Annotated in this window: 17 protein-coding genes and 2 tRNA genes; 11 read left to right on the top strand and 8 right to left on the bottom strand. The window is 72.2% G+C overall.

Going from position 1 to position 17,777, the window contains the following annotated elements; genetic code table 11:
* The first annotated feature begins 85 nt into the window (after positions 1-85).
* The 3 genes from ACZ4SV_RS01480 to ACZ4SV_RS01470 all read left to right on the top strand — a co-directional run bounded on the left by ACZ4SV_RS01480 (position 86) and on the right by ACZ4SV_RS01470 (position 2,011).
* Positions 86-547 (top strand): molybdenum cofactor biosynthesis protein MoaE, encoded by a 462-nt coding sequence (locus tag ACZ4SV_RS01480; protein WP_468000578.1) that lies wholly within the window; start codon positions 86-88, stop codon positions 545-547.
* Positions 548-689: 142 nt separating this feature from the next.
* Complete coding sequence (locus ACZ4SV_RS01475) at positions 690-863, top strand: hypothetical protein (RefSeq protein ID WP_365875319.1); 174 nt, start codon at positions 690-692, stop codon at positions 861-863.
* A 50-nt stretch (positions 864-913) separates the two neighbouring features.
* Positions 914-2,011: a YlbL family protein gene (locus ACZ4SV_RS01470; RefSeq protein ID WP_468000576.1), complete on the top strand. Its 1,098-nt coding sequence runs from the start codon at positions 914-916 to the stop codon at positions 2,009-2,011.
* Between the two features lie 157 nt (positions 2,012-2,168).
* Here the strand turns inward: ACZ4SV_RS01470 and ACZ4SV_RS01465 are convergent, their stop codons facing one another.
* Positions 2,169-2,711: a PPA1309 family protein gene (locus ACZ4SV_RS01465; protein ID WP_365875323.1), complete on the bottom strand. Its 543-nt coding sequence runs from the start codon at positions 2,709-2,711 to the stop codon at positions 2,169-2,171.
* A gap of 164 nt (positions 2,712-2,875) precedes the next feature.
* Between ACZ4SV_RS01465 and ACZ4SV_RS01460 the strand changes: the two genes are divergently transcribed.
* From ACZ4SV_RS01460 to ACZ4SV_RS01445, 4 genes are all read left to right on the top strand, one after another.
* Positions 2,876-5,767 carry a UPF0182 family membrane protein gene (locus tag ACZ4SV_RS01460; protein ID WP_468001284.1) on the top strand — a complete coding sequence of 964 codons (2,892 nt, stop codon included), beginning with the start codon at positions 2,876-2,878 and terminating at the stop codon, positions 5,765-5,767.
* A gap of 41 nt (positions 5,768-5,808) precedes the next feature.
* Positions 5,809-5,882 (top strand) — tRNA-Met (locus tag ACZ4SV_RS01455).
* Positions 5,883-6,095: 213 nt separating this feature from the next.
* Positions 6,096-7,907, top strand: a complete 1,812-nt coding sequence (locus tag ACZ4SV_RS01450; RefSeq protein WP_468000574.1) for a sel1 repeat family protein — start codon at positions 6,096-6,098, stop codon at positions 7,905-7,907.
* A 282-nt stretch (positions 7,908-8,189) separates the two neighbouring features.
* Positions 8,190-8,263: transfer RNA gene (locus tag ACZ4SV_RS01445), tRNA-Met, on the top strand.
* A gap of 124 nt (positions 8,264-8,387) precedes the next feature.
* Here the strand turns inward: ACZ4SV_RS01445 and ACZ4SV_RS01440 are convergent.
* Positions 8,388-8,804 carry a Fur family transcriptional regulator gene (locus tag ACZ4SV_RS01440; RefSeq protein ID WP_365875327.1) on the bottom strand — a complete coding sequence of 139 codons (417 nt, stop codon included), beginning with the start codon at positions 8,802-8,804 and terminating at the stop codon, positions 8,388-8,390.
* A gap of 143 nt (positions 8,805-8,947) precedes the next feature.
* Here ACZ4SV_RS01440 and ACZ4SV_RS01435 point away from each other — a divergent pair, with 143 nt between their 5' ends.
* Positions 8,948-10,402: a catalase gene (locus tag ACZ4SV_RS01435; RefSeq protein ID WP_468000572.1), complete on the top strand. Its 1,455-nt coding sequence runs from the start codon at positions 8,948-8,950 to the stop codon at positions 10,400-10,402.
* A 65-nt stretch (positions 10,403-10,467) separates the two neighbouring features.
* On the opposite strand, the gene ACZ4SV_RS01430 is transcribed toward ACZ4SV_RS01435, so the two are convergent.
* Positions 10,468-10,863: a CBS domain-containing protein gene (locus tag ACZ4SV_RS01430; RefSeq protein ID WP_397940247.1), complete on the bottom strand. Its 396-nt coding sequence runs from the start codon at positions 10,861-10,863 to the stop codon at positions 10,468-10,470.
* A 143-nt stretch (positions 10,864-11,006) separates the two neighbouring features.
* Positions 11,007-11,807 (bottom strand): histidinol-phosphatase, encoded by an 801-nt coding sequence (hisN, locus tag ACZ4SV_RS01425; RefSeq protein ID WP_468000569.1) that lies wholly within the window; start codon positions 11,805-11,807, stop codon positions 11,007-11,009.
* Between the two features lie 227 nt (positions 11,808-12,034).
* On the opposite strand from hisN, the gene ACZ4SV_RS01420 reads away from it, so the two are divergent.
* Complete coding sequence (locus ACZ4SV_RS01420; protein WP_468000567.1) at positions 12,035-12,664, top strand: TetR/AcrR family transcriptional regulator; 630 nt, start codon at positions 12,035-12,037, stop codon at positions 12,662-12,664.
* Here the strand turns inward: ACZ4SV_RS01420 and ACZ4SV_RS01415 are convergent.
* From ACZ4SV_RS01415 to ACZ4SV_RS01400, 4 genes are all read right to left on the bottom strand, one after another.
* Complete coding sequence (locus ACZ4SV_RS01415; protein WP_365875337.1) at positions 12,661-12,984, bottom strand: DMT family transporter; 324 nt, start codon at positions 12,982-12,984, stop codon at positions 12,661-12,663. The genes ACZ4SV_RS01420 and ACZ4SV_RS01415 overlap by 4 nt on opposite strands.
* An 85-nt stretch (positions 12,985-13,069) precedes the next feature.
* Complete coding sequence (gene rsgA, locus ACZ4SV_RS01410; RefSeq protein ID WP_468000565.1) at positions 13,070-14,080, bottom strand: ribosome small subunit-dependent GTPase A; 1,011 nt, start codon at positions 14,078-14,080, stop codon at positions 13,070-13,072.
* A 12-nt stretch (positions 14,081-14,092) separates the two neighbouring features.
* Complete coding sequence (aroA, locus tag ACZ4SV_RS01405) at positions 14,093-15,409, bottom strand: 3-phosphoshikimate 1-carboxyvinyltransferase (protein WP_365876393.1); 1,317 nt, start codon at positions 15,407-15,409, stop codon at positions 14,093-14,095.
* A gap of 28 nt (positions 15,410-15,437) precedes the next feature.
* Entirely contained in the window at positions 15,438-16,160 is a 723-nt protein-coding gene (locus ACZ4SV_RS01400) for a M50 family metallopeptidase (protein WP_365876395.1), read from the bottom strand.
* Between the two features lie 49 nt (positions 16,161-16,209).
* Between ACZ4SV_RS01400 and ACZ4SV_RS01395 the strand changes: the two genes are divergently transcribed.
* Both ACZ4SV_RS01395 and ACZ4SV_RS01390 read left to right on the top strand, forming a co-directional pair.
* Positions 16,210-17,025: an SOS response-associated peptidase gene (locus ACZ4SV_RS01395; RefSeq protein ID WP_365876397.1), complete on the top strand. Its 816-nt coding sequence runs from the start codon at positions 16,210-16,212 to the stop codon at positions 17,023-17,025.
* A 1-nt stretch (position 17,026) separates the two neighbouring features.
* A complete protein-coding gene (locus ACZ4SV_RS01390; protein WP_468000562.1) occupies positions 17,027-17,656 on the top strand; it encodes an alpha/beta hydrolase family protein in 630 nt (209 codons plus the stop codon).
* Positions 17,657-17,777: the final 121 nt, after the last annotated feature.

The following is a 17,777-nucleotide window of genomic DNA, read 5'->3' as shown; positions in this document are numbered from 1 at the left end:
GCTGTAGGAGCCTCCAAAGCGGCACGCGCGCGTGCCTGGCGAACGTCGTATTCCGCGCCCACGGCCCGTGCGGCACGATGGTCCCATGGCACTCACGAACGACCACCCGGGCGAGCGGGCGGCTGACGATCCCATCAAGCTGATCGGCATCCGGGAGACCCCGCTCTCGGTGGACGAGGTGTTCCAGGCGGTCGGGGACGACGCGGCCGGCGGTGTCGCGCTGTTCGTCGGGACGGTGCGCGACCACGACGGGGGCGCCGACGTGGCCGCCCTCGGCTACTCCTGCCACCCCAGCGCCGAGGCCGAGATGCGGCGGATCGCCGAGAAGGTCGTCGCCGGCCACCCGGTGCGGGCGCTGGCCGCCGTCCACCGGGTGGGCGATCTGCGGGTCGGGGACCTCGCGGTGGTCGTCGCCGTGGCCTGCCCGCACCGCGCGGAGGCCTTCGACGCCTGCCGCCGGCTGATCGACGACCTCAAGCACGAGGTGCCCATCTGGAAGCACCAGACGTTCTCGGACGGCACCGAGGAGTGGGTCGGAGCCTGCTGAGCCCGGCCGTCCGGCCGGGTGCGCGTCAGGCTCACCGGCCTCTCCGGTTGCGTAACCGGCACCCTCGCGTGAGCGTTGTCCGAGCGGATGGTTAATCTGCTGATCAGTCCGTTGCGGACGCTCATGGCTATGGGAGGTCGGCATGGGGGTGCTCGTCTGGCTGTTGATCCCGCTGGTGGCCGCGGTCGGCGGCGGTCTGTGGGGCAGCTGGGCCAACCGGACGCGCAAGGTCCGCGGTGACGGTCCCGAGCTGGACGGATACGCCCGGTTCCGCGCGGCCATGGAGAAGTCCGGGCCGGGTGCGCGCGGCGCGTGACAGGGGTGCCCTGACCGTGCGCTGACAGTGGCGTCACGTACTGTCGGGGCATGCCACGCCGCACCGCGACGATGCTCGCCTCGACCCTGATGCTGATCGCGCTCCTGTGCGCGGGAGTGCTCATCCCCGTGCCGTACGCGGAGATGTCCCCCGGCCCGACCGTGAACACGCTCGGCGAGCACGACGGCGAGCCGGTGCTCCAGGTGTCCGGGCACAAGACCTATCCGGCCGACGGCCATCTGAACATGACCACCGTCCGGGTCACCAGCGCGGACTACCGGATGAACCTGGTCGAGGCCGTCTACGGCTGGCTGGCGCACGACAGCAGGATCGTGCCGCACGACACGCTCTACCCGGACGGCAAGACGGAGCAGCAGTCCACCCAGGAGAACGCCGAGGAGTTCAGCCAGTCCCAGGAGAGCGCCAAGGTCGCCGCCCTGAAGGAGCTGGACATCCCGGTGAAGTCCTGGGTGATCGTCTCCACGGTCGTCAAGGACTCCCCGGCCGAGGGCCGGCTGCACGCCGGTGACGTGATCAAGGCCGTGGACGGCACGGCGGTCAGGCAGCCGTCCGACGTCGCCCGGCTGGTGACCAAGCACAAGCCCGGCCAGGACGTCGTCTTCACGGTCGTCCCCGCCAAGGAGCAGGCCGCCGCCCAGAAGGCCCACAAGACGGCGACCCGCACCCGGGACGTCACGATCACGACCGCGGCCTCGGACGACGGCGGGCCCAAGCGGGCCATCGTCGGCATCTCCGCCGGGACCGACCACACGTACCCGTTCACCATCGACATCAAGCTGGCCGACGTCGGCGGCCCCAGCGCCGGCCTGATGTTCGCCCTCGGCATCTACGACAAGCTCACCCCGGGCAGCCTCACCGGCGGCAGATTCGTCGCCGGCACCGGCACCATCGACGACAACGGCACGGTCGGCCCCATCGGCGGCGTCGAGATGAAGACCGTCGGCGCCCGCAGCCGGGGCGCCCGGTACTTCCTGACCCCCGCCGACAACTGCCGGGCAGCCGCCAAGGACACCCCGGACGGGCTCACCCTGGTCCGGGTCAAGACCATGGACGACGCGCTGCACGCGCTCGAGGACATCCGCGCCGGCGACACCGCCGGCCTGCCGAAGTGCACCGCCAAGGGCTGAGCGGACCCCCGAGGGCTGAGCGGACCGGCGTACGGCCGGGGGCGCTCCCTGAACGGCAGGGGCGCCCCCCACGGTCGTACCGGCACGCCCCGGCGGCGTACCGCGGCGGACGGGCGGTCGCCGCGGCGGTCCGCCGGGCCCGGCGCGGCGGACCGGATCAGTCCGCGAACGTCGCCGCCAGCGCGTCCGACAGGCCCGGCACCAGATCGGGACCGGTCAGGACCTCCGTCGGGGAGTCCTTCTCGCGCAGCCGCAGCGCCGACTCGCGGCCGCCGTCGCGCAGCACGGCCACCGTCATCCGGACCTCCTGGCGCTCGGGGTGCCGGGCCACCCACTCGGCCAGCCTGGTCTCGTCCAGGCCGGAGGGCACCTGGGCCTCGGCGGACGGCGGCAGCATCAGCCGCTCGACGGTGAGCGCGCAGCCGGTGACGGCGTCGGGCCAGGCGATGGTGGCGAGGAACTCGTCCAGCGGCTTGCCGGAGGGGACCTCGTCCTGCTCGATCGGGGTGAGACCGACGGTCTCGGACTCGTCCCCGAGGCCCAGCTGAGCCGCGAGCGAAGGTTCCTGAGCCCGCAGCCGTGCGGTGTCTACGAGGGCGAAAAGGCGAGCGGGCTGGTCCCAGCCGAGGCCGGAGACGTACTCGTCGATCTCGAGTACGGCCCGGGTGAGCGGGCTCGCTGCCATGGGAGTGTTGGACATGGTCACAATCCTGCCTCGTTCCCGGCCGGAATCGGGAACCGAGTAAACCGTGAGTAAGTTGCATAAGTGTGGGCCCACGAACACGGGGGGCCACGGAGGGCCCGCGAACCCGGGGGCCTGACGGATCGACAGCGAACTTCGAGGGGCGCACCTTGGCTTTCCAGATGCCGGACCGCGGCGGAGGCCCGACGGGGCCACGGATCAGGGCGGGCCGACCGTCCCGGAGGGTCCGGGCCCTGCTCGTCACCCTGGGCGTCCTCGCCGTCCTCGGCATGCTCTTCACCATGTTCGCGGGCTTCTGGACGGACTGGCTCTGGTACCGGTCGGTGCACTACTCGTCCGTGTTCACCACCACCCTGTCGACCAAGATCGGCCTCTTCTTCGTCTTCGGTCTGCTGATGGCGGCCGCGGTCGGCCTCAACATCTGGCTCGCGCACCGGCTGCGGCCCCCGCTCAGCGCCATGTCCATGGAGCAGCAGAGCCTGGACCGCTACCGCCTGGGCATCGCGCCGTACAAGAAGTGGCTGCTGCTCGCCGTCACCTCGCTGGTCGGGCTGATCGCGGGCGCCTCGGCCGCGGGCCAGTGGCGGACCTGGCTGATGTGGGTGAACGGCGTGCCCTTCCACCAGAAGGACCCGCAGTTCCACCTCGACGTCTCCTTCTTCGCCTTCGACCTGCCCTGGTACCGCTTCCTGCTCGGCTTCGGCTTCGCCACCGCCGTCCTGTGCCTGATCGCCGCCGCGCTCACCCACTACCTGTACGGCGGCCTGCGCGTCACCAGCCCCGGCGCGCGCGCCACCGCCGCCGCGACCGGGCACCTGTCGGTGCTGCTCGGCATCTTCGTGGCGCTGAAGGCGGTCGCCTACTGGCTCGACCGCTACGGCCTCGCGGTCAAGTCCAGCGACTTCAAGGCGACCGACAACTGGACCGGCATGCGCTATGTCGACGCCACCGCCTATCTGCCGGCCAAGACCATCCTGTTCTGCATCGCCGTCATCTGCGCGCTGCTGTTCTTCGCCACGCTGTGGCGGCGCACCTGGCAGCTCCCCGTCATCGGGTTCGGCCTGATGGTGCTCTCGGCGATCCTCATCGGCGGCCTGTACCCGGCCATCGTGCAGAAGTTCCAGGTCCAGCCGAACGAGCAGGCCAAGGAGGCGCCGTACGTCCAGAAGAACCTGAAGGCCACGCGCGAGGCGTACGGCATCGACGACACCAAGGTCACCGGGTACGAGGGCACGTCCACGACGTCCGAGAAGAGCACGCTGCGCGGTGACGCGGACGACGCGGCGAGCATCCGGATCCTGGACCCGAACATCGTCTCGCCGACCTTCCAGCAGCGCCAGGAGATGAAGGACTACTACGCCTTCCCGACCAACCTGGACGTCGACCGGTACCCCGGCCAGGACGGCAAGGAACAGGACACGGTCATCGGGCTGCGCGAGCTGAACCTGGCCGGCATCCCCAAGAACAACTGGATCAACGACCACTTCCGCTACACGCACGGCTTCGGCGTGGTCGCCGCCAAGGGCACCGAGGCGGAGGACGGCGAGCCGGTCTTCACCGAGTACGACCTGCCGTCCAAGGGCGACCTCGGCACGTACGAACAGCGCGTCTACTACGGCGAGAAGACCACCACCTACTCCATCGTCGGCGGTCCCCAGAAGGAGATCGACTACTCCGACAACGGCGGTGAGAAGCCGACCAGTTACCGGGGCGGCAGCGGGGTCAACCTCGACAACCCGGTCAACCGGGCCGCGTACGCGCTGACGTTCAACGAGCCGCAGATCCTCTACTCGGGCGCGATCGGCAAGGGTTCGCGGATCCTGTACAACCGCACGCCCAAGGAGCGGGTCGAGGCGGTCGCCCCCTGGCTGACCATCGACGGCGACACCTACCCGGCGGTCGTGAACCACCGCATCCAGTGGATCGTCGACGCCTACACGACCACCAACAGCTATCCGTACTCCTCCCGTACGACCCTCGGCGACACGACCGCCGACTCGCTGACCGCGACGAACAACTCCCGTGCGGTGGTGGCCCAGCAGAACCAGGTCAACTACATCCGCAACTCGGTGAAGGCGACGGTCGACGCGTACACCGGCGAGGTCAGGCTCTACCAGTGGGACACCCGGGACCCGGTGCTGAAGACCTGGATGAAGGCGTTCCCGGACACGGTGCGGCCGAGGAGCGCGATCTCCCCGGACCTGATGAAGCATCTGCGTTACCCGCAGGACCTGTTCAAGGTGCAGCGCGAACTGCTCACCCGCTACCACGTGACGGACGCCGACACCTTCCTCACCGGCAGCGAGGTCTGGCAGGTGCCGAACGACCCGACCAACAAGTCCGGGGACGCGGTGCCGCCGTACTACCTGAGCATGCGGATGCCGGACCAGGCCAAGCAGGCGTTCTCGCTGTCGACGACGTTCACGCCGAGCGGCCGGGACAACCTCAGCGCCTTCATGACCGTCGACGCGGAGGCCGGCACCGACGACTACGGCAAGATCAGGATCCTGAAACTGCCGACCGGCACGACCGTCGACGGACCCAAACAGGTCCAGAGCAAGTTCAACTCCGAACAGGACATCGCCGCCGCGATCAAACTCCTCAAGGGCGGTGACTCCGACATCGAGTACGGCAACCTGCTGACCGTGCCGCTGGACGGCGGACTGCTCTACGTGGAACCCGTCTACGTACGCGGCGGCAGCCTCAAATACCCGCTGTTGCGCAAAGTGCTGGTCACCTATGAGGGTGATACCGCATTCGAGAACACCCTCGGCGAGGCGCTCGACAAGGTCTTCCGGGCCAGGAGTTCGGACACCTCGCCGCCGGACACCGGCAGCGGCAACCCGCCCGGCAAGACCGACCCGGCGGTCCAACGGGCCCTCCAGGACGCCCAGAAGGCCTTCGACGCGGGACGGCAGGCCCTGAAGGACGGCCCGGACTGGGACGCGTACGCCAAGGCGCAGAAGGATCTCCAGGAGGCGCTGCGGCAGGCCGAGAGGGCGCAGGCCAAGGCCGGTAAAAGCGCTGGTGGGAGCGGTGGGAAGGGGAGCTGACCGAACCGCCCCCGCGCCGTGGTACGGTTGACCTGCAACGGCGCGGGGTGGAGCAGCTCGGTAGCTCGCTGGGCTCATAACCCAGAGGTCGCAGGTTCAAATCCTGTCCCCGCTACTGAAGTCGAAGGCCCGGATCCAATACGGATCCGGGCCTTCGTGGTGTGCGTGGTGTGGAACTCGCGTGCCGGAAGGGGGGTCGGCCGCGCCGTCGTGGGTAGACGGGTGGTGTGTGCTTGACTTGTCTCTCTGTGGGCATGTCGACAAAACGCTGAAGTGACCTCACGGGCTGCGGTATACCGGGTGTACCCAGGTTGCAGGTGGTGCGACGATGGACGTTATGGGGGACAAGGCAACTCTGTTCGAGTCAGGGCGATTTGTGCAGCCTGCCGGTACGGAGCCGGCCCGCGACGAGCTGGCGGACCTGGGGGAGGCCGCCGAGGAGACGCGCCTCGCGCTCGCCGCGCAGAGCGGCGACGCGGAAGCGGCGAGCGTCCTCGGAGCCATGCTGCTGCGCCGCGGCGACCTCGACGGAGCCGAACCCCGGCTGCGGACCGCCACCGCGGCCGGTGACCGCGCCGCCGCCAACAACCTGGGAGTCCTGCTGCACCAGCGCGGGTACGCCGAGGAGGCGGCCGGCTGGTGGCGGATCGCCGCCGTGGCCGGCTCCGCCGCCGCCGCGCACGCGCTCGGCCGCTACCACCGCGAGCGCGGGGACGAGCCGGCCGCCGAGTACTGGCTGCGCCAGTCCGCCGAGCAGGGCCATGTCCTCGGCGCCTACGCGCTCGCCGACCTGCTGGAGCACCGCGGGGACGCCGGCGCCCGGCACTGGCTGCGGGCCGCCGCCGAACGCGGGCACCGCGAGGCCGCCTACCGGCTCGCGCGCGCACTCGACCGCGCCGCGGACCACGGGGACGAGGCCGGCGCCGACGCCGGTGTCACGGAGGCCGAGCAGTGGTACCGCCAGGCCGCCGCGCGCGGTCACCGGCGGGCCGCGCTGCAACTCGGGGCGATCCTGGAGCGGCGCGGGGAGCTGAAGGAGGCCGGGCGCTGGTACCTGACCTCCGCCAAGGACGGCGAACCGCGGGCCGCCTGCGCGCTCGGCTTCCTGCTGCGCGACGCCGGCGACACCGAGAGCGCGGCCGTGTGGTGGCTGCGCGCCGCCCAGGAGGGCGACGGCAACGCGGCCAACGCGCTGGGCGCGCTGCACGCCGAGCGCGGCGAGACCCAGACCGCCGAGCGCTGGTACCGGGCCGCGCTGACCGCGGGCGACGACAACGGCGCCTACAACCTCGCGCTGCTCTGCGCCGAACAGGGCCGCACCGCGCAGGCCGAGCAGTGGTACCGCCAGGCTGCCTACGCCGGGCACCGGGAGGCCGCCAACGCGCTGGCCATCCTGCTGCTCCAGGGCGGCGACGCGACCGGGGCCGAGCCGTGGTTCTCCAAGGCCGCCGAGGCCGGCAGCGTGGACGCCGCGTTCAACCTCGGCATCCTCTACGCCGGACGCGGCGAGGAGGTGATGGCGCTGCGCTGGTACGAGCGGGCGGCCGCCGCCGGGCACGCCGAGGCCGCGCTCCAGGTCGGGATCGCCCGGCTGCGCGAGGGCGACGAGCGGGAGGCCGAACGGCATCTGCGCTGCGCCGCGGGCGGCGGCAGCGCGGAAGGCGCATACCGGCTGGCCACCCTGCTCGACGCGCGCCGCCCCCCGGAGCCGGCGCACGAGCTGGGCGAGATCGTGCACGAGAAGACCGAGTGCGAGGAGTGGTACGAGCGGGCCGCGAGCCAGGGGCACCGGCGGGCGCAGGTCCGGGTGGGGATGCTCGCCGCCGCCCGCGGTGACGTGGTGGAGGCGGCGCGCTGGTACCGCAAGGCGGCCGAGGCCGGGTCGCGCAACGGCGCCTTCAACCTCGGGCTGCTCCTCGCCCGCGAGGGCAGCGAACCGGAGGCGGCGGTGTGGTGGACCCGCGCCGCGGACGCCGGGCACGGCCGGGCGGCACTGCGGCTGGCCCTGGTCTACGCGCGTCGCGGCGAGCTGGCGGAGGGGCAGCGGTGGGCCGACCGGGCGGTGGCCCTGGGCCCGGCGGAGGTAGCCGAACGAGCAGGCCGCCTCCGGGACGCACTACGCCAGGAACTGTCGGCGTAACCCGACGGCCCGGCCACGCCGACGCGGCGGCGTCCCGGGCAGCCCCGCCGTCTCGGCCCGGCCGGCGCCCGGCTCCGGCAGGGGGTCGCCGACTCGCCGTCCCGGCCGGGCGGGTATGACCTCCGCGCCTTGGGGACCCGCTCGCCTTGTCCGGGCCGCCCCCGTCCCGGCGACCCGCTCGTGCGTTCACCGCCCCCCGACGCCCCCATAGTGACCCCCGTCACTTCGGCTTTCAGGGATTTGCTTCGCCGGGCTCCACTCGCGTAGAGTCATATTCATCGACGCGGGGTGGAGCAGCTCGGTAGCTCGCTGGGCTCATAACCCAGAGGTCGCAGGTTCAAATCCTGTCCCCGCTACTGAAGGCCGAGGGCCGGAGTCCAGAAATGGGTTCCGGCCCTCGGTGTTTTCATGTGCGCACGGCATCCCCGGGCATACGCAAAGAGCCCCGGTGGACACCGGGGCTCCAGCGAGACGGGGAGGCTACGCGCTCGCGCAGTCCGGGCACAGGCCCCGGTACGTCATCTCCACCTCGGACACCGTGAAGCCGAAGCGTTCGGTGTCGGGGAGGTCGGCCAGGGGATTGCCGGACGGGTGGACGTCGCGGATCGCGCCGCAGCGGGCGCACACCAGATGGTGGTGCGGCCGGTGCGCGTTCGGGTCGTACCGCTTGGCGCGCTTGTCCGTCGTGACTTCCAGCACCTCGCCGAGCGTGACCAGCTCACCCAGCGTGTTGTAGACGGTCGCCCGGGAGATCTCGGGCAGCCTCGCGACGGCCCGCGCGTGCACCTCGTCGGCGGTCAGATGAACGTGTTCGCCGTTCAGGACCTCGGCCACCACGCGCCGCTGCGCGGTCATCCGCCATCCGCGTCCACGCAGCCGTTCCAGAAGGTCGCTCATAGCTACCAGCCTAACAGGAAACCGGACCAGGTCGGGAATAGGTGTGACTTTGGATCATTACTTGACTTAGACAAAGTCCATTGTAGGATCGAACCTGGCTTTGGCCGCAGGACAGGACTAGTCAGTTGACGCAGGAGGCGCACGTGACGCAGGGACCGCTCACCACGGAGGCCGGGGCGCCGGTCGCCGACAACCAGAACAGCGAAACGGCGGGCGTCGGCGGACCGGTCCTCCTCCAGGACCAGCTGCTGCTGGAGAAGCTGGCCCACTTCAACCGGGAGCGCATCCCGGAGCGGGTGGTGCACGCCCGGGGCGCCGGCGCGTACGGCACGTTCACGGTGACCGCGGACGTCACGCCGTACACCCGTGCCGCGTTCCTCTCCGAGGCGGGCAAGGAGACCGAGGTCTTCCTGCGGTTCTCCACCGTGGCCGGCAACCTCGGCGCGGCGGACGCCGTCCGCGACCCACGCGGGTTCGCGCTGAAGTTCTACACCGAGGAGGGCAACTACGACCTCGTCGGCAACAACACCCCGGTCTTCTTCATCCGGGACGCGATCAAGTTCCCGGACTTCATCCACACCCAGAAGCGCGACCCGTACACCGGCAGCCAGGAAGCCGACAACGTGTGGGACTTCTGGTCGCTGTCGCCGGAGTCGACCCACCAGGTGACCTGGCTCTTCGGCGACCGGGGCATCCCGGCGTCGTACCGGCACATGGACGGTTTCGGCTCGCACACCTACCAGTGGAGCAACGAGGCCGGCGAGGTCTTCTGGGTCAAGTACCACTTCAAGACCGACCAGGGGATCAAGACCCTCACCGCCGAGGACGCCGAGGTCCTGGCGGGCAAGGACCCCGACTCGCACCAGCGCGACCTGCGCGAGGCGATCGAGCGCGGCGAGTTCCCGAGCTGGACCGTGGGCGTGCAGATCATGCCGGCGGCGGACGCGGCGACCTACCGCTTCAACCCGTTCGACCTGACCAAGGTGTGGCCGCACGCCGACTACCCGGTCATCGAGATCGGCAAGCTGGAGCTGAACCGCAACCCGCAGAACGTCTTCGCCGAGGTCGAGCAGTCGATCTTCTCCCCGGCGCACTTCGTGCCCGGCATCGGCCCCTCGCCCGACAAGATGCTGCAGGGCCGGCTCTTCGCCTACGGCGACGCGCACCGCTACCGCGTCGGCATCAACGCCGACCACCTGCCGGTGAACCGGCCGCACGCCACCGAGGCGCGCACCCACTCCCGGGACGGCTACCTCTACGACGGCCGGCACGGCGGTGCGAAGAACTACGAGCCGAACAGCTTCGGCGGCCCGCAGCAGACCGGCCGTCCGCTGTGGCAGCCCTTCGACGGCTTCCTCGGGGGCACGGGCAGCCACCCGACGCCGGTGCACGCCGAGGACAACGACTTCGTGCAGGCGGGCAACCTCTACCGGCTGATGACCCCGGAGGAGCAGGAGCGCCTGATCGCCAACCTGGCGGGCGCCCTCTCGAAGGTGTCGCGCGCGGACATCGTCGAGCGCGCGATCGGCAACTTCGCGAACGCCGACGCGGACTTCGGCAAGCGGCTGGAGATCGCGGTGCGGACGCTGCGCGGCTGAGCCGGCCGTCCTCGCGGCTGGGCGGGCCGGACCCACGGTGCTCTGGGTCCGGCCCGCTCGCGTGTTCAGGGCACCGGGACGGGCGCGCGGGCCGCGGTCCAGCGGCGGACGATGTCGCGGACCGAGACGATCCCGGCCACCTCGCCGTGGTCGAGCACGATCAGGTGCCGGAAGCCGCCGCGCGCCATGGCACCGGCCGCCTCCTCCAGCGTCCAGGTCGGGGCGGCGAACACCACGTCGGTCGTGGTGTGGGCGTGGATGCGCTCCGCGTCCGGGTTCTGGCCCAGGCCGACGGAGTCGAGGATGTCGCGTTCGGTGAGGATGCCGATGCCGCCGGCGTCCGGGTCGAACACCACGGCGGCGCCGACCCGGCGGGCGGACATCAGGGTGGCAGCCTGGCGGAGGGTGTGCGCGGGGCCGAGGGTGAGGATCACCGTGGTCATGGCGTCACGGACGAGCATGAAGGGGCCACCTCCTAGGAATCCCGGAGAAGTCCGGGATTCACAAATTCACAAGTGGGGGTGCGCCCAGAGTGCCAGGCGGAGCACGGGCCAACAAGAGGGCGCGCGAAGCGGCCGGGGAGCGCGCCGGCCGCCCCGGTGGCTCAGTCGCGCGACCCGAGGTGTTCCAGCAGCTCGTCGTGGAGCAGGCCGTTGGAGGCCGCCGCGTTGCCGCCGTACGGGCCCGGACGCCCGTCCAGACCGGTGAAGGTGCCGCCCGCCTCCGTGACGATGATCGCGTTGGCGGCCATGTCCCACAGGGACAGCTCCGGCTCGGCGCAGAGGTCCACGGAGCCCTCCGCGACCATCATGTACGGCCAGAAGTCGCCGTACGCGCGCGTGCGCCACACCTTGCGGCCCAGGTCCAGGAAGCCGTCCAGCCGGCCCCGCTCCTCCCAGCCGGTGACCGAGGAGTAGGCGAAGGAGGCGTCCGCGAGCCTGCCGACGCGGGAGACGTGCAGGGGGGTGCCGGAGGCGAGGTCGCGGCCGGTGAAGGCGCCGTGGCCCTTCGCGGCCCACCAGCGGCGGCCGAGGGCGGGCGCGGAGACGACGCCGACGACCGGCTCGTAGCCGCCCTCCGACTCCTCCGTCAGGGCGATGAGGGTGGCCCAGACCGGGACGCCGCGGACGTAGTTCTTGGTGCCGTCGATCGGGTCGATCACCCAGCGGCGGGGCCCGGTGCCCTCGACGCCGAACTCCTCGCCGAGGATGGAGTCCCCGGGCCGGTCGCGCTGGAGCCGGCCGCGGATGAGTTCTTCCGCCGCCTTGTCCGCTTCGCTCACCGGGGTCATGTCCGGCTTGGTCTCCACTTTGAGGTCGAGGGCCTGGAAGCGGGCCGTGGTGGCGGCGTCGGCCGCGTCCGCGAGGACGTGGGCGAGGCGGAGGTCGTCGAGGTAGTCGGCCATACGGGGCACGCTACCGGCCGGGCCGGTGCAGATCCACAGGGGGCGCGTCCGCGTGTGCGCCCCGCGCGGACGTACCGCAAACCGCGTGATCAGCCGCGGCACGGCGGCGGACGGGCCGGCGTTCCCCGTACTCCGCCGCACTTCCCCACGCTCCCCGCGAACCCTTGACAGTGCACACAAGCCCGTCAAATCTGGGCGCAGAGTCACTGTGGTCCAGGGAGGCGAGGATGCCCGCTGCCCGGGAACTGCTGTTGGACGCCGCCTGGGCGGCGCTGGCGCGCCGGCCGTGGTCCGCGGTGCGGATGGTCGACGTGGCCGCGTCGGCGGGAGTGTCCCGGCAGACCCTGTACAACGAGTTCGGCGGCAAGGACGGCCTGGCCAGGGCGCTGGTCCGGCGGGCGGCCGACGGCTACCTCGCGGGTGTCGAGCGGGCGCTGACCGGTCCCGCGGAGCCCTCCGACCGGCTGACCGCCACCGCCGAGTGGACGGCCGCCGCCGCCCGGGACGACGCGCTGGTCCGGGCCCTGCTCACCGGCTGCTGGCACGAGTGGCTGCCGGACCCGCCGTTCACCGCCGCGCCCGCCGGCTCCCCGGTGCCGGCGCAGCGCCGCGCGGACTCCGCGCTGCCGGCGCCCCCCGACTTCGTACGCATCGTCCGGGACCGCGCGGCGACCGCGCTCACCGGACCCGGAGCCGCCCCGGCCGACACCGCCCGGCTGCTGCGCGCCTGCGAGCTGGTGGTCCGTCTCGCCCTGTCCTGCGTCGCGGCCCCGCCCGCGGAGGGCGGCATCGCGGACCTGGTGCGGGCGGTGCTCCCGCGCGACCTGGTCCGGCCTGATCCGAACGCAAGACCCTAGTGCGTCGACCCCGACAACTGGAGCCCGATCACGCCCACGATGACCAGGCTGATGGAGACGATCTTCAGGGTGGAGACCAGGTCGCCGAGGAAGACCATGCCGTAGATCGCGGTGCCCGCCGCGCCGATCCCGGTCCACACGGCGTAGGCGGGACCGACGTCCAGCTTCCGCAGGGACAGGGTCAGCAGACCGAAGCTGCCCAGCGCGAACGACGCGAACGCGATCGTCGGCCACAGCCGCGTGAAACCGTGCGACAGCTTCAGGCACACGGCGAAGCCGGTCTCCAGCACTCCGGCCACGATGACCAGCAGCCACGCCATGTGCGGTCCTCCCGTTGGATCCGGATCCCCGGCTCGGTGCGATTATGCACTTACCGAGCCGGCGGCCCGGCAAACACCGCCAGACTCAGTCGCCTTCCGTGCGCTCCCGCGTGGCCAGCAGCCGGCGCAGGGAGTACAGCCGCGCCGGGTCCGCGTGCCCGTCCGCCACCCACGCGTCCAGCGCGCAGTCCGGCTCGTCGTGACTGCACGCGCGCGGGCAGTCGGCCGTGCCCGGTTCGAGGTCGGGGAAGGCGAGGATCACCCGGGACGGGTCCACGTGGTGCAGGCCGAAGGAGCGCACGCCCGGGGTGTCGACGACCCAGCCGGCACCGTCCGGCAGCGGCAGCGCGAGCGCCGAGGTCGTGGTGTGCCGGCCGCGGCCCGTCACCGCGTTGACATGGCCCGTCGAACGCCGCCGGTCCGTCGGCACCAGCGCGTTGACCAGGGTCGTCTTGCCCACGCCGGAGTGCCCGACGAACGCGGTGACCCTGCCGTCCAGCTGCTCGCGCACCCGGGCCACCGCGCTGCCGTTCTCCAGCTCCTCCCGGCTGGTGACGACGTACGGGATGTCCAGGTCGCCGTACAGCTCCAGCAGCTTGTCCGGCGGGGCCAGGTCCGACTTGGTGAGCACCAGCAGCGGGGTCAGACCGCCGTCGTAGGCCGCGACCAGGCAGCGGTCGATCAGCCGGGGGCGGGGCTCCGGGTCGGCCAGGGCGGTCACCACGGCCAGCTGGTCGGCGTTGGCGACGACCACCCGCTCGTACGGATCGTCGTCGTCCGCCGTGCGGCGCAGCACCGAGGTGCGCTCCGCGATGCGGACGATCCGCGCCAGCGTGTCCTTCTGCCCGGACAGATCGCCGACCAGGGCCACCCGGTCGCCCACCACGGCCGCCTTGCGGCCCAGCTCCCGGGCCTTCATCGCCATGACCACCCGGTCGTCCACCAGGCAGGTCAGCCGGCCCCGGTCGACGGTGAGGACCATGCCCTCGGCCGCGTCCTCGTGCTTGGGCCGGATGTGTGTGCGCGGCCGGTTGCCCTTGCGGTTGGGGCGGCTGCGGATGTCGTCCTCGTCGGTGTGCTTGCCGTAGCGGCGCATGGCGTACGTTCCCTACTGCCCGAGCATCCCGGTCCACAGCTCGGGGAAGTCCGGCAGGGTCTTCGCCGTCGTCGCCACGTTCTCGATCCGCACGCCCTCCACGGCCAGGCCGATGATCGCGCCGGCGGTCGCCATGCGGTGGTCCTCGTAGGTGTGGAACACCCCGCCGTGCAGCGGGCGCGGGCGGATGTGCAGGCCGTCGGCCGTCTCCGTGACGTCACCGCCCAGCTCGTTGATCTCCTTGGTGAGCGCGGCCAGCCGGTCCGTCTCGTGCAGCCGCAGATGGGCCACGCCCCGCAGGGTGGACGGCGAGTCGGCGAGCGCGGCCACCGCGGCGATGCCCGGGGTCAGCTCGCCCACGTCGGCGAGGTCCACGTCGATGCCGTGGACCGATCCGGAGCCGGTGAACACCAGTCCGGCGTCGGTGAGTTCGCAGGAGCCGCCCATCTCGGTGAAGATCTCCCGCAGCCGGTCGCCCGGCTGGGTGGTGCGGTCCGGCCAGTCCGGGACCAGCACCTTGCCGCCGGTGACCAGGGCCGCCGCCAGGAACGGCTGCGCGTTGGACAGGTCCGGCTCGATCGTCAGGTCCCGGCCGAGCAGCGCGCCCGGCGTCACCCGCCACACGTTCGGCTCGCCGCCCGCCTCCGGGGTGTCCACCTGGGCGCCGACCGCGCGCAGCATGTCCACCGTCATCCGGATGTGCGGCAGCGAGGGCAGGGTGGCGCCGGTATGCCGCACCTCGACGCCCTGGTTGAAGCGCGGGCCGGACAGCAGCAGCGCCGACACGAACTGCGAGGACGAGGAGGCGTCGACCGAGACCGGGCCGCCGTCCAGGGCGCCGCCGCCGTGCACGGTCAGCGGCAGCGCGCCCCGGCCGTCGTCGTCGATCCGGGCGCCCAGCGTGCGCAGCGCGTCGATCACCGCGCCGAGGGGACGCTCGTACGACCGCGGGTCCCCGTCGAACCGGATCGGGCCGTCGGCCAGCGCGGCCACCGGCGGCAGGAACCGCATCACCGTGCCCGCGTTGCCGACGTCGACCGTGGCCGGGCCGCGCAGCCCGGTGGGCAGCACCCGCCAGGCCTCGCCGGTGCCGTCGGGTCCGACGCCCTCTTCGATCTCCACGCCCATGGCCCGCAGGGCGGCCGCCATCAGCAGGGTGTCCCGGGAGCGCAGCGGGCGGCGCAGCCAGCCTGGCTCGGAGGCCAGGGCGGCGAGGACCAGGGCGCGGTTGGTGACCGACTTGGACCCCGGCACGTGGACCGTCGCGTCGACGGCTCCGCTCGCGTGGGGGGCGGGCCAGAGGGCGGTGGAGGCGGTGTTCGGGGCCATGGGGCCACTTTATAAGGAGGGCCCGGGGTCAACCTTCCAGCAGCCAGCGTCCGCCGCCGATCAGCGAGCACAGGGACACCGCGTGGAACAGGAACAGCCACAGGCCCGCCGGTACGTGCGTCAGCCGCGACAACTGGTCCGCGTCCGAGTCCCCGGCCCCGCCCCGCGCCCGCTTGGCCTGGAGTTCGAAGCCCGGCCGGACCCCGCCGGCCAGCAGGAACCACACCACCGCGTACGCGAAGGCCGCCTGCACCCGCGGCTCCGCCAGCCAGGAGACCAGCAGGAACGCCCCGCCCGCGAGGACCACGGTCAGCACGCCGTAGGCGTTGCGGATCATCACCAGCATCGCCGCCAGCAGCGCCGTCGCCGCCCACAGCAGCAGGGTGATCCGGCCGGTGGCGAGCAGCGCGGCGCCGCCGAGGCCGAGCAGCGAGGGCGCGGTGTAGCCGGCCGCCGCCGTGAGGATCATGCCGAGCCCGTACGGCTTGCCCCGGCTGACCGTGAGCCCGCTGGTGTCCGAGTGCAGCCGGATGCCGGTGAGCCGCCGGCCGGTGAGCAGCGCGACCAGACCGTGCCCGCCCTCGTGCGCGATGGTGACCGCGTTGCGCGCTATCCGCCACACCGGGTGCGGGACGACCACCGCCAGCGCGACGGCCAGGGTGCCCAGCACCACCCACAGGCCGGGGTCGGGCTGGGTTCCGGTGAGCCGGTCCCAGAGACCGGGCAGCGCGGGGGCGGCGAGGCTGTCCATGGTGCGAAGGGCTCCCTGTCCTGGTGCGGAATCTGGCAGTGTGGCACGTATGTGCGGACGGTATGCATCGAGTCGTGCGCCCGAGGATCTCGCGAGCATCTTCGAGGCCGAGAAGTGGGAACCCGAGGAGAGCCTCGGACCGGACTACAACGTGGCGCCGACCAAAGAGGTCTACGCCGTCCTGGACCGTCCCCTGAAAGACGCGGAATCCCCGCGTCCGGTTCGCCAGCTGCGCACCCTGAAGTGGGGCCTGGTGCCGTCCTGGGCCAAGACGCCCGAGGGCGGCGCCCGGATGATCAACGCCCGCGCGGAGACCGTGCACGAGAAGCCCGCCTACCGGCGCGCCTTCGCCACCCGCCGCTGCATCCTGCCCGCCGACGGCTACTACGAGTGGGTCACCGGTTCGCAGGAGCGCGAGCTGGAGGTCGAGGGCAGGAAGAAGCGGCCGCGCAAGCAGCCGTACTTCGTGCTGCCCGCCGACGGTTCGGTGTTCGCGATGGCCGGGCTGTACGAGTTCTGGCGCGACCGCACCCTGCCCGACGACCACCCCCGGGCCTGGTGGGTCACCTGCTCGGTGATCACCACCGAGGCCGAGCAGACCCCGCTGGCCGTCGCCCCCGCCGAGGGCCCGGGCTCCCTCGCCGACATCCACCCCCGGATGCCGCTCATGCTCACCCCCGACCGCTGGGACGCCTGGCTCGACCCCGCCCGCACCGACCCCGGCGAGCTGCGCGACCTGCTCGCGCCGCCGCCGGCCGGCCTGATGCGCGCCTACCCGGTCTCCACCGCCGTCAGCAACGTCCGCAACAACGGACCGGAACTGCTGAAGGAGCTGGAGGCACCGGAAGAGGGCACACTCTTCTGACGTGAGGACACAGATCGTCGACACGGCCGCCGGGGACGCCCGGATCACCTGGCACGAGGCGGGGCGGGCGCGGCTGGTGCTGGCCCTGGGCCACGGCGCCGGCGGCGGCGTCGAGGCGCGCGACCTCCGGGCGCTCGCCGCCGCGCTGCCCGCGCACGGCGTGACCGTCGCCCTCGTCGAGCAGCCCTGGCGGGTCGCCGGCAAGAAGGTGGCGCCCGCTCCGAAGACACTGGACACCGGGTGGCGCGGTGTGTGGCCCGCGCTCGCCGGGCCCGGCCTGCCGGTGATCTCCGGCGGCCGCAGCGCGGGCGCCCGGGTCGCCTGCCGTACCGCCGCCGAGCTGGACGCGCACGCCGTGCTCGCGCTGAGCTTCCCGCTGCACCCGCCGGGCCGGCCGGAGAAGTCCCGCGCCGGGGAGCTGCTGGGCGCGGGCGTGCCCACGCTGGTCGTGCAGGGCGGGAACGACCCGTTCGGGAGACCGGCGGAGTTCCCGCCGGACGGCTTCCGGCTGCTCGAGGTGCCGTACGGCGATCACGGCTTCGCCGTGCCCCGGCGCGCCGAGCTGTCCCAGGAGGCGGCCCTGGAGATCATCACCGGGGGCGTACGGGAGTGGGTCGAGTCACTGGGGTGACCCGGGAATGCAGTGCGGCGGGGCGCTGTTGACGCCCTTAGAAGTGCCGACGGCCTCGGCATCGACGTCGTGGGAGAGGAAGTCCGCCGCATGGGTTCGACCATCTGCCCGAGCCGCCGCA

The organism is Streptomyces sp. NPDC027672, from assembly GCF_055566335.1.
The sequence above is the reverse complement of the archived record's forward strand: the minus strand, read 5'-3'. Positions and strand labels throughout refer to the sequence as shown.

What these genes read in the sequence shown, in the direction of transcription:
- ACZ4SV_RS01450 (WP_468000574.1), top strand. Translation starts at nt 6,096, where the DNA reads ATGGACGTTATGGGGGACAAGGCAACTCTGTTCGAGTCAGGGCGATTT.
- ACZ4SV_RS01440 (WP_365875327.1), bottom strand. Translation starts at nt 8,804, where the DNA reads ATGAGCGACCTTCTGGAACGGCTGCGTGGACGCGGATGGCGGATGACC.
- ACZ4SV_RS01480 (WP_468000578.1), top strand. Translation starts at nt 86, where the DNA reads ATGGCACTCACGAACGACCACCCGGGCGAGCGGGCGGCTGACGATCCC.
- ACZ4SV_RS01395 (WP_365876397.1), top strand. Translation starts at nt 16,210, where the DNA reads ATGTGCGGACGGTATGCATCGAGTCGTGCGCCCGAGGATCTCGCGAGC.
- aroA (WP_365876393.1), bottom strand. Translation starts at nt 15,409, where the DNA reads ATGGCCCCGAACACCGCCTCCACCGCCCTCTGGCCCGCCCCCCACGCG.
- ACZ4SV_RS01470 (WP_468000576.1), top strand. Translation starts at nt 914, where the DNA reads ATGCCACGCCGCACCGCGACGATGCTCGCCTCGACCCTGATGCTGATC.
- ACZ4SV_RS01430 (WP_397940247.1), bottom strand. Translation starts at nt 10,863, where the DNA reads ATGCTCGTCCGTGACGCCATGACCACGGTGATCCTCACCCTCGGCCCC.
- ACZ4SV_RS01420 (WP_468000567.1), top strand. Translation starts at nt 12,035, where the DNA reads ATGCCCGCTGCCCGGGAACTGCTGTTGGACGCCGCCTGGGCGGCGCTG.
- ACZ4SV_RS01460 (WP_468001284.1), top strand. Translation starts at nt 2,876, where the DNA reads ATGCCGGACCGCGGCGGAGGCCCGACGGGGCCACGGATCAGGGCGGGC.
- ACZ4SV_RS01400 (WP_365876395.1), bottom strand. Translation starts at nt 16,160, where the DNA reads ATGGACAGCCTCGCCGCCCCCGCGCTGCCCGGTCTCTGGGACCGGCTC.
- ACZ4SV_RS01415 (WP_365875337.1), bottom strand. Translation starts at nt 12,984, where the DNA reads ATGGCGTGGCTGCTGGTCATCGTGGCCGGAGTGCTGGAGACCGGCTTC.
- rsgA (WP_468000565.1), bottom strand. Translation starts at nt 14,080, where the DNA reads ATGCGCCGCTACGGCAAGCACACCGACGAGGACGACATCCGCAGCCGC.
- ACZ4SV_RS01465 (WP_365875323.1), bottom strand. Translation starts at nt 2,711, where the DNA reads ATGTCCAACACTCCCATGGCAGCGAGCCCGCTCACCCGGGCCGTACTC.
- ACZ4SV_RS01475 (WP_365875319.1), top strand. Translation starts at nt 690, where the DNA reads ATGGGGGTGCTCGTCTGGCTGTTGATCCCGCTGGTGGCCGCGGTCGGC.
- hisN (WP_468000569.1), bottom strand. Translation starts at nt 11,807, where the DNA reads ATGGCCGACTACCTCGACGACCTCCGCCTCGCCCACGTCCTCGCGGAC.